The sequence below is a fragment of the Flavobacterium cheonanense genome (assembly GCF_039539185.1).
GTDB lineage: Bacteria > Bacteroidota > Bacteroidia > Flavobacteriales > Flavobacteriaceae > Flavobacterium > Flavobacterium cheonanense.
Map to the genome: position 1 here is coordinate 28194 of NZ_BAABCT010000004.1, position 14375 is coordinate 42568.

A 14375-nucleotide genomic window follows, 5' to 3' on the forward strand; every position below is an offset into this window, starting at 1 on the left:
TAAATCAAAACAATAATATAAATTAGTAATTATGAGTAAGTTTCGTTTAGATGAAGTAGATCACCAAATCCTTGATATGTTAATTGATAACACAAGAGTTCCATTTACTGATATCGCAAAAAAATTATTAATTTCTGCAGGAACAGTTCACGTAAGAGTTAAGAAAATGGAAGATGCAGGAATCATTATGGGTTCTTCATTGACTTTAGATTATGAAAAATTAGGATATTCGTTCATCGCTTACGTTGGTGTTTTCTTGAATAACACTTCACAAACTAAATTTGTTTTAGAAAGAATTAACGAAATTCCTTTCGTAACCGTTGCTCATGTAACTACAGGAAAATTCAATATTTTCTGTAAAATAAGAGCAAAAGATACTAAACATGCTAAAGATGTAATCTTCATGATTGACGATATCGAAGGTGTTTACAGAACAGAAACAATGATTTCACTTGAGGAAAGTATCAACGACAAAAAACGTTTGATGCACACCATTTTCAAAGACATTTAATTTTCTAATGAAAATCAATTTATACAAACCTCAAGTTTTTTGCTTGAGGTTTTTTGTTTTATAGATTAATCAAATATATTTATTATTAAAGTTTATTAAGGATCTAAAATCTTAATTTTCTTAATTTCTTAATGGTTTAATTTTCAAACTAACTTATTTCGTCAATACAAATTTATTTAGTAATTTGTGAAATAATTCGTTAATATGTTTTCGTGCAAATTTGTGAAATTCGTGTCTAAAAAATAAACTATGTACACACTACCAAAAATAGAACGTTTCAATCAAAATGTATTATCTAAATACCACATTTACAATAGTGTATTTATAACTTTACCTTTTGATGCTATTGATAATACTGGAGTTTTATTACCACTTTTTACAGAAGTTTGTGATAATGGATTCAAGAATAATCTTTCGCCAATTGAAATTGTAAATTCATTTGCGCAAAAATATTTAGATAACGTTTCCGAAGAAGAAAAAATTGGTTTGATGTTTCGTTTCATTCAATATGTTGAACGTCAAATTGTTCTTTTTGATGCTATTGAAGACGCAGCTTTTCCGGTAGTTAATAATATGGAAGGAAAAGGTTCGCTTCGTGATGTAAAAGAACGTGCTGATACGAAAGAGTTAAAACAAGAATTGATTTCATTTTTAGAAGATTTTAATGTTCGAACAGTTTTAACAGCACATCCAACCCAATTTTATCCAGGTTCTGTTTTAGGAATCATAACCGATTTAACTGACGCCATTCGTGAAAATGATTTGAATAAAATCAAAGAATTATTAGCACAATTAGGAAAAACACCTTTTATCAAAAAAGAAAAGCCAACACCTTTTGATGAAGCCGTGAGTTTGATTTGGTATCTTGAAAATGTTTTTTACCAAACTTCTGGTGAAATGTTGCAGTACATTCAGAAGAATATTTTTAAAGATAAACCTATTTCAAATTCGATTATAAATTTAGGATTTTGGCCTGGTGGTGATAGAGATGGAAATCCATTTGTGACCACTGAAATCACTTTAAAAGTTGCTGATAGATTAAGAACTTCAATTCTAAAATCATATTATTTGGATGTTAGAAAACTTAAAAGAAAACTAACATTTTCTGGAATTGACACCATAATTGCAGATATTGAAAATAAACTATATCGTTCTGTATTTTATTCAACAGGAACTATTTACATAACCTTATCGGAACTAAAAGATAGACTAAAAGAAATCAAGTTGCTTTGCATTGAAAAACACCAATCGTTGTATTTAGATGACATCAATGATTTGATAAATAAAGTTAATTTATTCGGATTTCATTTTGCTTCTTTAGACATACGTCAGAATAGTAAAATTCACAATAAAGTGATTAAAACTATGTTTGATTCATTCGGAACTGGTAACGAAGATTTTAAAAATTACTTTTCGTATTCAAATGAAAAGCGAATGGAATTGCTAGCAACAATCTCCGGAAACATTTCTTCCGACTTGTTTAACGATGAAATGACAAAACAAACATTAGATTCTATTTTTGCTATCAAAACAATTCAAGAAAATAATGGCGAACTAGGAGCTAATCGTTACATAATTTCCAATAATGAAAGTGCTTTGAATGTTATGGAAACTTATGCATTATTCAAATTATGCAATTGGGAAAATCCATCGGTAGATATTGTTCCACTATTTGAATCGATTGAAGATTTGAAAGATGCTGACAAAATTATGGAGCAATTGTACACCAATAAAGAGTATGCATCACATTTAAAAAATAGAAACAACAAACAAACCGTAATGCTAGGTTTCTCCGACGGAACCAAAGATGGCGGTTATTTGATGGCAAATTGGGGAATTTATAAAGCCAAACAAACCATAACAACCATATCAAGAAAATACGGAATTAAAGTTGTTTTCTTCGATGGTCGAGGTGGTCCGCCAGCGCGTGGTGGTGGAAAAACGCATAAATTTTATGCATCATTAGGTTCAGAAATTGAAAATCAAGAAATTCAGTTGACAATTCAAGGGCAGACTATTAGTTCTAATTTTGGAACAACTGAATCGTGTCGTTATAATTTAGAAAATCTTTTAAGTGCTGGAGTCGCCAATCAGATTTACAAAAATGAAAGCATCAATTTGTCTGATTCTGATAAGGAAATCATTGACGAACTTTCTGAAATTGGGTATCAAAAATATTTGAGTTTCAAAAATCATCCAAAGTTTATTCCTTATTTGGAGCAAATGAGTACGTTGAATTATTATTCCAAAACTAATATTGGAAGTCGTCCATCAAAAAGAAATGCAAGCGAAAGTCTTGATTTTGCAGATTTGCGAGCAATTCCGTTTGTAGGTTCGTGGAGTCAAATGAAACAAAATGTACCTGGATTTTTTGGAGTTGGTTCAGCTTTAAAACATTTTGAAACCACCAACCAATGGGAAAAAGTACAAACGTTATTTGATACGTCTTTGTTTTTTAGAACTTTATTAGAAAATAGTATGATGTCGTTAGCAAAATCATTTTTTCCGCTAACGCAGTACATGAAAAATGATGCTGAATTTGGTGATTTTTGGCAAATAATCTTCGATGAATTTCAAGAAACCAAGCGATTACTACTAAAAATTGCAGGACACAAAGAACTAATGGAAAACTATCCAGACGGAAAAGCTTCTATCAAAATGCGCGAAGATATTGTCTTGCCATTATTGACCATTCAGCAATATGCCTTGATGAAAATCAACGAAATCAAAAAGGGTAGAAGTGATTCAAAACTTTTAGAAGTTTATGAAAAATTAGTAATGCGATCGCTTTTTGGAAATACTAATGCTAGTCGGAATTCGGCTTAAAATATTTTTTTAAGGATTTTTTAATGAAAGCATTACATTTCTAAAAGTTGTATTTACTGATTATTTATATTCTATCATTAGTAATGATTAATATCTTTCATTAGTAATGATTAATATCTATCATTTAAAATGTTTTATTTTTATTATTTATAATGGTTAATATTGTACATTTGTAATGTTAAACTAAAATCATGATAGCACAACAAATATTTTCGACTGTAATAGAATCACAAAAAAACATTTTTGAGAAAAAACAAGTTGGTGTTCATAGAGAAATTCTTAACAAGATACCAAAGGCTAGTGGTTTTGCAAGTATAATTACAGGTTTGCGAAGAAGCGGAAAAAGTACCATCCAGCTCCAATTCAAAAAGGAGTATTTTCCAAATGAAGGATTATTTTTGAATTTTGAAGATCCAAGATTTGCAGGAATTGAGATAAAAGATTTTGAACGTTTGCATAACGAAATTGTAGAAAGAAAATCCAAAGTTCTTTTTTTTGATGAAATACAAATTGTAAAAGGTTGGGAAATATTTGTAAATAAGTTATTAAGAGAAGATTATTTTGTAATAATAACAGGTTCAAATGCTTCTTTATTAAGTAAGGAATTAGGAACACATTTAACAGGAAGACATTTTTCAACTGAGTTGTTTCCTTTTTCTTATTCGGAGTTTTTGACTTTTATGGAGTTTGAAAATAATGAAAACTCTTTTTGCGAATACCTCAAAAAAGGTGGAATGCCTGATTATTTGCGTACGGGAATTGATACCTACTTAAATAATTTACTTGATGATATATTAATCAGAGATGTTGCTATACGCTTTGGTTTGCGTGATGTAAATTCCTTACGTCAATTGGCGGTTTATTTAATATCAAATATAGGAACTTTAGTATCTGGAAACTCATTATCCGGAATGTTTGGAATCAAATCCAGTACAACCTTTTTAGATTATTTTTCCTATTTTAAAGATGTATATTTAATCGATTTTGTACCCAAATTTGACTATTCTATAAAAAAACAAATACGTAATCCTCAAAAAATATATTGTATTGATTTGGGAATTTACCATCAAAACAAAATTACATTTTCTCCAAATGATGGTCATATTTTAGAAAATGCGGTTTATTTACATTTAAGAAGAAAAAGTAAAGAGATATATTACTATCAAAATAAAGGAGAGTGTGATTTTGTTGTAGCAAAAAATGGTGTTCCAAAAGAGTTGTATCAGGTCTGTTTTGAAATTAATAGTATGAATATAGATAGAGAAACGAATGGCTTGTTTGAAGCAATGGATTATTTTAAAATAAATAATTCAACTATAATAACTCAAAATCAAAGAGATACTTATACAAAAGACAATTTAATAATAAATGTTATTCCAGCTTGGCAATGGATGAGTATAAAGGAATAACAATATTTAAAAATAAAATTATGACTATAAAAGATATTAAATCCAGCGAATACGAACCATTCTATGCAAACTACGTCGCACAAGTTTCTGATGAATATACACTTGTTGAGGAATTAGAAATTTCTTTGCATCGGTATATCAAATTTGTGCAAGATATTCCGATGGATAAATTTGACTACAGTTATGCTGAAGGAAAATGGACTATTAAGGATATTATTCAGCATACGATTGATGCCGAAAGAGTTTTTGCTTACAGAGCTTTACGTTTTGCTAGAAATGACAAAACCGAATTGCCTGGATATGAAGAGAATGATTTTGCCAATGAAGCCAACGGAAACAAAAGAAGCATCATGGAATTGCTAACAGAGTTTTCGGCTGTTCGTCATGCAACACTGTTGTTATTCAAATCGTTTAATGAAGAGCAACTTCTGAGAGTTGGTTATGCAAATAACAATCCAATGTCGGTTAGAGCACTCGGTTTCATAATTATTGGTCATCAAAATCATCACCAAAGAGTTTTTGAAGAAAGATATCTTTAGAAAAAATTCCAAAAGAGAAATTCCAAATTTCAAAAATTAGTTTATAAAAAATCCCAAATTCCTTAACTAAATATTGGAATTTGGGATTTAAAATATTGGAATTTAATACTTATTCTTCGTCGTCATCGTCGTCAAAGTTGTCTGAAGGTTCGTCGTCATTGTCATCATCATCGTCGTCGTCACCATCGTCAGAACCGCCTTTGTCTTTTAGTAAATCTTCTTCTTCATCGTCATCATCGCTTGGAATGTCATCGTCGTCCAAGTCTAGACCTTTTACTGGAGAAATAGGTTCAATTACTGAATCCAAATCGTCTTCTTCATCAAATTTCTCCATTCTGCTCGCCAATTTTGTACTTACTTTTACTAAATAAATAGTGTCTTCAGTTCTCACTTCAACAGCTTCAACAAGTTCGTTTTGAGCATTTCTGAAACGGATGATATCACTATCGTCATATCCTTCAGGAAATTTCTCTACTAATAAGTTTAAAATATCGCCAGTTAGCTTAGCATAATCAACAATAACTCTTCTCATAAATGTATTTTATTGGTCTAATAAATATGCAAAAATTAATGGAGCAACAATGGTTGCATCCGACTCAATGATGAACTTTGGAGTATGAATATCCAATTTACCCCAAGTGATTTTTTCATTTGGAACCGCACCTGAGTACGAACCATAACTAGTGGTTGAATCTGAAATCTGACAGAAATAACTCCAGAAAGGAATATCATGCATTTCCATATCTTGGTACAACATTGGAACCACACAAATAGGAAAATCTCCTGCAATTCCACCACCAATTTGGAAGAAACCTACACCTTTACCACTTGAATTTTTAGGATACCAATCTGCTAACCACATCATGTATTCAATTCCACTTTTCATTGTAGTAGGTTTGAATTCACCTTTAATACAATAAGAAGCAAAAATATTACCCATTGTACTGTCTTCCCAACCTGGAACTACAATAGGAAGGTTTTTTTCTGCAGCAGCAACCATCCAAGAATCTTTCGGATCAATTTCGTAGTATTGTTCTAAAACACCAGAATTAATCATTTGATACATAAATTCATGTGGAAAATAACGCTCGCCTTTTGAATCGGCATTATTCCAAATATCATATAAGTGTGATTGTAATCTTCTGAAAGCTTCTTCTTCAGGGATACAAGTATCGGTAACTCTATTGTAATGGTTTTCTAATAAATCCCATTCTTCTTGCGGAGATAAATCTCTGTAGTTTGGAACTCTTTTGTATGAATTGTGAGCAACTAAATTCATAATATCTTCTTCAAGATTTGCTCCAGTACATGAAATAATGTGTACTTTATCTTGACGAATCATTTCTGCTAGCGATTTCCCTAACTCAGCAGTACTCATAGCACCAGCTAAAGTTATCATCATTTTTCCATTTTCTAGTAAATGTTGCTCATATCCTTTGGCAGCATCTACTAAAGCAGCTGCATTGAAGTGAAGATAATTCTTCTCAATAAACTGACTTATTGGTCCTTTGCTCATTTTGTGTATTTAATGTTTATGTTCGTAGTTTGGTCATCAAAGAAAAACTTTTTTTTGAAAACTTCAAACTGTTTTATTTATTATTATTTATTGTATCCTAAAATTTTTAACACATCGTCAGCAGTTTGCTGTTCAGAAAATACTTCTGTGGCTATTATTCCGTTTTTATCACGGTCTATTAATATATGTTTTGGTTGCGGAATTAAACAGTGATGCAATCCTCCAAAACCACCAATAGTTTCTTGATAGGCACCAGTATTGAAAAATCCAATATATAATGGTTTTTCTTTATTGTATTTTGGCAAATAAATGGCATTCATGTTTTGTTCAGAGTTGTAATAATCATCACTATCACAAGTCATTCCACCAAGTAAAACTCTTTCATAAGTATCATTCCATCTATTTACAGCAAGCATAATAAATCGTTTGTTGATTGCCCAAGTATCTGGTAAAGTAGTGATGAATGAAGAGTCAATCATGTTCCAAGCCTCTCTATCATTTTGTTGTTTTTGATATAAAACTTGATAAATTGCTCCACCAGATTCACCAACGGTAAACGAACCAAATTCAGTAAAAATATTTGGCACATCAACTTCGGCTTCTTCACAAGCAATTTTTATTTGATTTATGATTTCGTCAATCATGTACTGATAATCATATTCAAATGCAAGAGAGTTTTTGATTGGAAAACCTCCACCAATATTTAATCCATCTAAAGTAGGACATTCCTTTTTAAGTTGAATATAAACTTTAATACATTTTACTAATTCATTCCAATAGTAAGCAGTATCGTTTATTCCAGTATTGATAAAAAAGTGAAGCATTTTGAGCTCTAATCTATCATTTTCTTGAATTTGTTTTTTATAAAATTGAACTATGTTTTTATATCCAATTCCTAGACGAGATGTATAAAACTCAAATTTTGGTTCTTCTTCGGCAGCAATTCTAATTCCAATTTTGAACTTTCCTTTAATTTCTGCTTGAAGCAAATCTAATTCCTCATAATTATCAATAATTGGAATAGTATTTTTGTGACCATTATTAATTAATCTTGCAATATTGGTAACATATTGATCTCTTTTAAAACCATTGCAAATTACATAAGTGCTTTTGTTGATTTTACCATTCTCTAATAAATTTTCAACAATGTTGATGTCAAATGCTGATGAAGTTTCAACGTGAATATTATTCTTGAAAGCTTCACTCATGATGTATTCGAAATGAGAGCTCTTAGTGCAATAACAATAGTAATATTTACCTTCATAATTATTTTTTTCCATTGCATTTCGGAACCAATTTTTAGCTCTTTTAATGTTATTAGAAATTTGAGGTAAATAAGTAAATTTTAATGGAGTACCATATTGCTCAACCAATTTCATTAAATCGATGTTATGAAAAAGGAGTTCACTATCTTTATTTAATGTAAATTCTTCTTGAGGAAAATAATAAGTTTGATTAATTAGGTCGAAATATTTTGTATTCATTTGATTTTGAAAATTAATTAGATTATTTAAAGAACAGTTAATCTAATTTTCTCAAACCCTAATATTAGCGTAAACAATAGGAAGTTTTTCAGTTTCAGATTTGAATAATTCTAAAAACAAGCCTAAAATAGTCCGAATAGATGTTAAAAACGCAACACATAGTACTTGAAAACCAGAATTGGTTTTTAGCGTGAAAGTGCTATTGGTAGTAGTGTTAGTATTGTTTTTCATCAGGACAAATGTAAAAAATAAAATTACCGAATTGCAATAATTTTTATAAAAATATCTTATGATTTGTAATCGTTAAAACTATTAATAATTAATTCATTTTCAACAGATTGATTTATGATGATTTTTCCAATACCATTTATTAATGCAAATTGAACTTTTCCGTACTCGTTTTTCTTATCGTGAATGAGTAAATTTTGGATAGAAATAATGTCTTCATCACTAAAATTATGAGGTTCATAAATGTTAGAAATAATATATTTAATTTGATGAAATTCTTCGTTAGAAAGTAATCCTTTTTCTTTTGAAAGGTAACTTTCTAAAATCATTCCAATAGCAATGGCTTCACCATGTAAAAGGGGTGTTTCCGATTCTAAAAAATGACTTTCAATTGCGTGACCTAGAGTATGACCAAAATTCAATGCTTTTCGAATTCCATTTTCTGTAGGATCTTGCTTTACAATTTCGTTTTTAATTTCAATAGAACGATAAATTAAAGCATCAAAATCGGCAAAATCAACTTTAGTTAAATCTAAAAATTGTTCCCAATAATTTTTATCATAAATCAAACCATGCTTTAGCATTTCTGCTAATCCAGAACGCATTTCTCTTTGAGACAAAGTTTCAAGAAAATCGGTAGAAATCAACAACATTTTCGGAACATTAATTACACCGATTTGGTTTTTTAAATTTCCTAAATCAACTCCATTTTTTCCACCAATTGAGGCATCAACCATTCCTAATAGCGTAGTTGGAACGTTTATAAAATCAATTCCTCTTTTGAAAGTAGAAGCAATAAATCCGCCAATATCTGTAATAACGCCACCACCTAGATTAATTATCAAACTTTTTCTGTCAGCTCCAAGTTCAGATAAAATTGACCAAATTTCTACACAAGTTGTAATATTTTTGATTTCTTCACCTGCTTCAATTTCAATTATTTCAATCGGAATTTCTGTAGCCAAATTTGGTAAAAATTTTGGAAGACAATATTCATTAGTATGCTCATCAACTAAAATGAAAATAGAGGAATAATTATTTTCAGATATAAAGAGGTTTATTTTTTCATATCCAGTTTCATTGAAAAATATTTGGTAACCGTTGGCTTCGATAGATTGCATACAAATTTTATTTTGAACAAAAATAGAGATATTATTTTATCCATTTAAACTTTAGCGATAACTTATTTTTTAGTTAAAATTCTCTTAGCTCAGTGTAAAATGATTACTTTTGTTTAATTAAAATTTATAAAAGTTAAACAAAACACAGTTTGAAACCGATAATTGCAACCTCAGAAAAAGAAAATTTAACTGATATTCAGATTGATAGAATCATTGAAATGGCTTGGGAAGACCGAACACCATTCGATGCTATTAAGTTTCAGTTTGGCTTAACAGAAGCCGAAGTAAAGGCTTTAATGAAAAAAGAATTGAAATTTAGCAGCTATAAATTGTGGCGTGAAAGAGTTGAAAATTGCAAAACTAAACATGTGGCGAAACGTGTTGAAGGCATTGACCGATTTAAATGCAATTTGCAACGTTCAATTTCAAATAATAAAATTTCTAAACGTTAAAAAATGGATAGTAAGAAACCAGATAATGTAGTTTTTTCAGAAGAAGAAGGTTACAATGCGAGTTTGTTGTCTTATTCTACAAGTGTTGGCGCTCCAGTTATCAAAATGGACGATGTTGTTTCGTGGAAAAGTAGAGGAATAAACAATGTAAATAAAGAGTTTGAAAATAAGTTTAACGAACTTAAAATTCAATATGAAAAATTAATGCAAGAATTTGAATGGAACGAATTGGTTTACAACTCCAAGTTCTCATTTGAACCAGTTATAGGTGAAATTTATCATTTGTATGCTAATAATGACGGAACAAATTCTCTTTCTTTAATTGCGCCAAACGAGTGGAATAAAGAACATATTGGAACTTTCAAATTGAATAGTGAAAGAAAATGGGTTCATCTTGCTTAAAAATTTAAAAATGATAAAAACTTTTATTAATAAAAATCAAATAGAAGAACTTGAAAAACAGAAAAGAGTTCATCTAATAAATAGTTTAGGAGGTTTTAAGAGTGTTAGTTTAGTTGGAACTTCCGATGAAAATGGAAACGAGAATCTAGCTATTTTTAGTTCATTTTTTCATATTGGAGCCAATCCACCATTAATTGGATTGATTTTTCGTCCAAGTCCACCAGAGCGCGACACGATGCGAAATATTTTGGATACAGGATTTTTTACAGTCAATCATATTAATGAATCCATTTACAAGCATGCACATCAAACTTCTGCTAGATATGAAAAAGGAATTTCTGAATTTCATGTAACTGGTTTAAAATCAGAATATAAAAATGGTTTTCACGCACCTTTTGTAGCAGAAAGTAACATTCAATTAGGAGTAGAATTTAAAGAAAAAATCGATATTTCTATAAATAGCACAACTATGATTATAGGAGAAATCACTCAAATTTATATTCCAGAAAATTGTTTACTTGATGATGGTTTTATCGATTTAGAAAAAGCCAATACTATCACCTGTTCGGGTTTAGATAGTTATCATAAAACCATACAATTAGACCGATTAAGCTACGCAAAACCTGATAAAGAAATTACCTCATTACTCTAAAAATTGAATAAAAAAGCTATAAATATTGTTTGGTTCAAACGTGATTTACGTTTTACAGATCACGAACCACTTTATTTGGCTCAACAAGAAGAAATTCCGGTTTTATTAATTTATTTCTTTGAACCATCAGTAATGAATTATGACGATTCTGATGTTCGTCATTGGCGGTTTATATACGAATCGTTGCAGGAAATGCAAGTCAAATTAAATTCCATTGCTACAAGTATTTATATTTTTCATAGCGAAGTACAATCAGTTTTTAATGAATTGAATAAAATTTATGATATAAAAACTGTTTTTTCACATCAAGAAATTGGAAATAAAATCACTTTCGATAGAGATATCGCTATGCAGACATTTTTTGATGAAAATCAAATTACTTGGAAACAATCGCAAATGCATGGTGTAATTCGCAAGTTAAAGTCCAGAAGCAATTGGGATAAACGTTGGGAACAAGTTATGCGACCAGAACCCAAAATGATTGATTTGAATTCGTTTCAATTCGAAAATTTGGAGGCTAATTTGTATCAAAATTTAAAAGGAAATGAACTTCCAACAGCAATCACAACACGAAATAAAAACTTTCAACAAGGCGGTGAATATTGGGCTTGGCGTTATTTAGATAGTTTTGTTATAGAACGTCATGTGAATTATAGTAAACACATTTCCAAACCCAATTTAAGTCGAACAGGTTGTAGCCGATTGTCACCTTATTTGACTTATGGAAACATCAGTATGCGAATGGTCTACCAATACACCAATCAGCATTATGAAGCATCCAAAAACAAAAGAGCGATGTTGAATTTTGTTTCAAGACTGCATTGGCATTGCCATTTTATACAAAAATTTGAAGACGAATGCCGAATGGAATTTGAAAACGCAAATCGAGCTTATGATTCATTAGTTAAACCTAAAAATGAAATCTACATAAAAGCTTGGCAAGAAGGCAAAACCGGAGTTCCAATCGTAGATGCTTGCATGCGATGTTTGGTTCAAACAGGTTATATTAATTTCAGAATGCGAGCCATGGTGGTTTCGTTTTTTACTTTTAATTTATGGCAAGATTGGCGCGAATTACATTTTTTGGCAAGACAATTTTTAGATTATGAACCAGGAATTCATTATCCGCAAATTCAGATGCAATCGGGAACAACAGGAATAAATACAATCAGAATTTATAATCCAATTAAAAACTCCGAAGAACACGATTCAGAAGGGATTTTTATCAAAAAATGGATTCCAGAATTGGCTGAAGTTCCAGTAGAATTAATTCACGAACCGTGGAAATTAAACGAAATTGAACAACAATTTTACAATTGCGAAATCGGAAAAGATTATCCATTTCCTATTGTGGATATTGATGAAACTCGAAAAAAAGCAAGCGATATTGTTTGGAGTTTCCGTAAAAATGATGCTGTCAAAGAAGAAGGAAAACGAATCTTAAAGAAACACGTTAGTAACCCAAATAAACCTAAAAATGCGAGGAGTAAAAAAGCAAAACCTTCCAAGTAAAACATGTATTGTTTGCCAAAAACCATTCACTTGGCGCAAAAAGTGGGAAAAAGTTTGGGACGAAGTAAAGTATTGTAGTGATAAGTGTAGAATGAATAAAACAAAATAGCCACAGATTCACAGATTAGTAACTAAATAAAAAAATCTGTGAATCAGTGGCAAATAAAAATGATAATGCCAAAAACCTTACGATTAATTCTCGGAGATCAATTAAATAGTAATCATTCTTGGTTTAAAACCGTCGATGAATCGGTTACTTATGTGATGATGGAAATTCGTTCCGAAACCGATTATGCTAAGCATCATATTCAAAAAGTAGTTGGAATATTTTCCGCAATGCAAAATTTTAAAAATGATTTACTAGTTAACAATCATAAAGTTATCTATATTCATTTAAATGATAATAATAACTTACAATCCTTTGAAAAAAATATAAAACACTTAATTTCCGAACATAATTTTAAACATTTTGAATACCAATTACCAGATGAATATCGCGTGGATTTGGATTTGAAAAATCTATGTAAATCTATTTCAATTTCTAGTGCTGCAGTTGATTCAGAACATTTTTTTACTTCTCGAAATGAACTCGGAGATTTCTTTGAAGGCAAGAAAATCTACTTGATGGAAAGCTTTTATCGTGCCATGAGAAAAAAGCACAACGTCATGATGGAAGGTGATAAACCGCTCACAGGTCAATGGAATTATGATGGAGAAAACCGAAAGAAATTACCAAACAATCACAAGCCAATTGCACCTTTAGTTTTCAATAATGATGTTTCTGAAATTTATAATGAGATTACAAAAACAGATGTCAAAACCATTGGAACAATTGATGCTAAAAACTTTGTTTGGCCTATAAATAGAAAGCAATCACTTGAATTACTTGATTTTTTTGCAGAAGAATGTTTGCAATTGTTTGGAAGTTATCAAGATGCGATGACTCCAAACGAGTGGTCTTTATATCATTCTCGAATTTCATTTTCTATGAATGTAAAAATGATTTCACCTAAAGAAGTTATCGATAGATGTATTGAAGAATGGCAAAAGCGTCCAAACGAAATTGAATTCAATCAGTTAGAAGGTTTTGTCCGTCAAATAATTGGATGGCGTGAGTACATGAGAGGAATTTATTGGAACAAAATGCCTGAATTTGCCTCAATGAATTTCTTCAACAATCAAGAAAAATTACCCAATTGGTTTTGGACCGGAAAAACCAAAATGAATTGTATGAAAGATGCTATAAATCAATCCTTAAATTATGCATATGCGCATCACATTCAACGCTTGATGATTACAGGAAATTTTGCACTTTTAGCAGGAATTCATCCAGACGAAGTTGATGCATGGTATCTCGGAATTTATATCGATGCGTTCGAATGGGTTGAAATTACTAATACTCGCGGCATGAGTCAGTTTGCCGATGGCGGAATTGTAGGCACAAAACCTTATGTAAGTTCTGCCAGTTATATTGATAAAATGAGTCATTATTGCGGCAGTTGTTTTTACAAAAAAGCATTAAAAACTGGAGATAAAGCTTGTCCATTCAATAGTTTGTATTGGAATTTTTATGACAGAAATGAAGATAAATTAGGGAAAAATCCAAGAATCGGAATGATGTATAACGTTTGGCGAAAAATGAAACCAGAAGACAAAACAGCGTTATTAGAACAAGCGGATTATTATTTGAAAAATATAAATGAACTATAAGTTTAAGAGTTTA

Annotated in this window: 14 protein-coding genes; 10 read left to right on the plus strand and 4 right to left on the minus strand. The window is 30.4% G+C overall.

The features are described from left to right. The first annotated feature begins 31 nt into the window (after positions 1–31). The 4 genes from ABD766_RS08495 to ABD766_RS08510 all read left to right on the plus strand — a co-directional run bounded on the left by ABD766_RS08495 (position 32) and on the right by ABD766_RS08510 (position 5285). Positions 32–511, plus strand: coding sequence for an Lrp/AsnC family transcriptional regulator (locus ABD766_RS08495; protein WP_035127172.1), 480 nt, complete (start codon positions 32–34; stop codon positions 509–511). 249 nt (positions 512–760) lie between these two features. After that, positions 761–3337 carry a phosphoenolpyruvate carboxylase gene (locus ABD766_RS08500; protein WP_344816273.1) on the plus strand — a complete coding sequence of 859 codons (2577 nt, stop codon included), beginning with the start codon at positions 761–763 and terminating at the stop codon, positions 3335–3337. A gap of 191 nt (positions 3338–3528) precedes the next feature. Beyond that, on the plus strand, positions 3529–4746 hold the full coding sequence (locus ABD766_RS08505; protein ID WP_344816274.1) for an ATP-binding protein: 1218 nt from the start codon (positions 3529–3531) through the stop codon (positions 4744–4746). Between the two features lie 20 nt (positions 4747–4766). Beyond that, entirely contained in the window at positions 4767–5285 is a 519-nt protein-coding gene (locus ABD766_RS08510) for a DinB family protein (RefSeq protein ID WP_344816275.1), read from the plus strand. Between the two features lie 109 nt (positions 5286–5394). Here ABD766_RS08510 and ABD766_RS08515 read toward each other — a convergent pair whose 3' ends face one another. The 4 genes from ABD766_RS08515 to aroB form a co-directional block, all read right to left on the minus strand. Next, positions 5395–5817 (minus strand): DNA primase, encoded by a 423-nt coding sequence (locus ABD766_RS08515; protein WP_298309149.1) that lies wholly within the window; start codon positions 5815–5817, stop codon positions 5395–5397. A 9-nt stretch (positions 5818–5826) separates the two neighbouring features. Next, positions 5827–6801 carry a deoxyhypusine synthase family protein gene (locus ABD766_RS08520; RefSeq protein WP_344816278.1) on the minus strand — a complete coding sequence of 325 codons (975 nt, stop codon included), beginning with the start codon at positions 6799–6801 and terminating at the stop codon, positions 5827–5829. Between the two features lie 83 nt (positions 6802–6884). Then, positions 6885–8285 carry a type III PLP-dependent enzyme domain-containing protein gene (locus ABD766_RS08525; RefSeq protein WP_298307463.1) on the minus strand — a complete coding sequence of 467 codons (1401 nt, stop codon included), beginning with the start codon at positions 8283–8285 and terminating at the stop codon, positions 6885–6887. A gap of 287 nt (positions 8286–8572) precedes the next feature. Then, positions 8573–9634, minus strand: a complete 1062-nt coding sequence (gene aroB, locus ABD766_RS08530) for a 3-dehydroquinate synthase (RefSeq protein WP_344816279.1) — start codon at positions 9632–9634, stop codon at positions 8573–8575. Between the two features lie 149 nt (positions 9635–9783). On the opposite strand from aroB, the gene ABD766_RS08535 reads away from it, so the two are divergent. The 6 genes from ABD766_RS08535 (at position 9784) to ABD766_RS08560 (ending at position 14362) form a co-directional block, all read left to right on the plus strand. Beyond that, complete coding sequence (locus ABD766_RS08535) at positions 9784–10086, plus strand: TIGR03643 family protein (RefSeq protein ID WP_344816280.1); 303 nt, start codon at positions 9784–9786, stop codon at positions 10084–10086. Between the two features lie 3 nt (positions 10087–10089). Continuing rightward, positions 10090–10488 carry a DUF2452 domain-containing protein gene (locus ABD766_RS08540; RefSeq protein WP_298307475.1) on the plus strand — a complete coding sequence of 133 codons (399 nt, stop codon included), beginning with the start codon at positions 10090–10092 and terminating at the stop codon, positions 10486–10488. 10 nt (positions 10489–10498) lie between these two features. Then, the gene (locus ABD766_RS08545; RefSeq protein ID WP_344816281.1) at positions 10499–11140 is read left to right on the plus strand and encodes a flavin reductase family protein; all 642 of its coding nucleotides are present in this window, start codon (positions 10499–10501) and stop codon (positions 11138–11140) included. A gap of 3 nt (positions 11141–11143) precedes the next feature. Further along, positions 11144–12652: a cryptochrome/deoxyribodipyrimidine photo-lyase family protein gene (locus ABD766_RS08550; protein ID WP_344816282.1), complete on the plus strand. Its 1509-nt coding sequence runs from the start codon at positions 11144–11146 to the stop codon at positions 12650–12652. Continuing rightward, complete coding sequence (locus ABD766_RS08555; protein ID WP_298180305.1) at positions 12618–12761, plus strand: DUF2256 domain-containing protein; 144 nt, start codon at positions 12618–12620, stop codon at positions 12759–12761. The genes ABD766_RS08550 and ABD766_RS08555 overlap by 35 nt, the downstream gene beginning before the upstream one ends. A 65-nt stretch (positions 12762–12826) precedes the next feature. Next, positions 12827–14362, plus strand: a complete 1536-nt coding sequence (locus ABD766_RS08560; RefSeq protein WP_344816284.1) for a cryptochrome/photolyase family protein — start codon at positions 12827–12829, stop codon at positions 14360–14362. Positions 14363–14375: the final 13 nt, after the last annotated feature.

Coding starts and splice junctions, on each gene's coding strand:
- aroB (WP_344816279.1), bottom strand. CDS start 9,634: ATGCAATCTATCGAAGCCAACGGTTACCAAATATTTTTCAATGAAACT.
- ABD766_RS08515 (WP_298309149.1), bottom strand. CDS start 5,817: ATGAGAAGAGTTATTGTTGATTATGCTAAGCTAACTGGCGATATTTTA.
- ABD766_RS08495 (WP_035127172.1), top strand. CDS start 32: ATGAGTAAGTTTCGTTTAGATGAAGTAGATCACCAAATCCTTGATATG.
- ABD766_RS08525 (WP_298307463.1), bottom strand. CDS start 8,285: ATGAATACAAAATATTTCGACCTAATTAATCAAACTTATTATTTTCCT.
- ABD766_RS08555 (WP_298180305.1), top strand. CDS start 12,618: ATGCGAGGAGTAAAAAAGCAAAACCTTCCAAGTAAAACATGTATTGTT.
- ABD766_RS08505 (WP_344816274.1), top strand. CDS start 3,529: ATGATAGCACAACAAATATTTTCGACTGTAATAGAATCACAAAAAAAC.
- ABD766_RS08500 (WP_344816273.1), top strand. CDS start 761: ATGTACACACTACCAAAAATAGAACGTTTCAATCAAAATGTATTATCT.
- ABD766_RS08560 (WP_344816284.1), top strand. CDS start 12,827: ATGCCAAAAACCTTACGATTAATTCTCGGAGATCAATTAAATAGTAAT.
- ABD766_RS08510 (WP_344816275.1), top strand. CDS start 4,767: ATGACTATAAAAGATATTAAATCCAGCGAATACGAACCATTCTATGCA.
- ABD766_RS08545 (WP_344816281.1), top strand. CDS start 10,499: ATGATAAAAACTTTTATTAATAAAAATCAAATAGAAGAACTTGAAAAA.
- ABD766_RS08520 (WP_344816278.1), bottom strand. CDS start 6,801: ATGAGCAAAGGACCAATAAGTCAGTTTATTGAGAAGAATTATCTTCAC.
- ABD766_RS08540 (WP_298307475.1), top strand. CDS start 10,090: ATGGATAGTAAGAAACCAGATAATGTAGTTTTTTCAGAAGAAGAAGGT.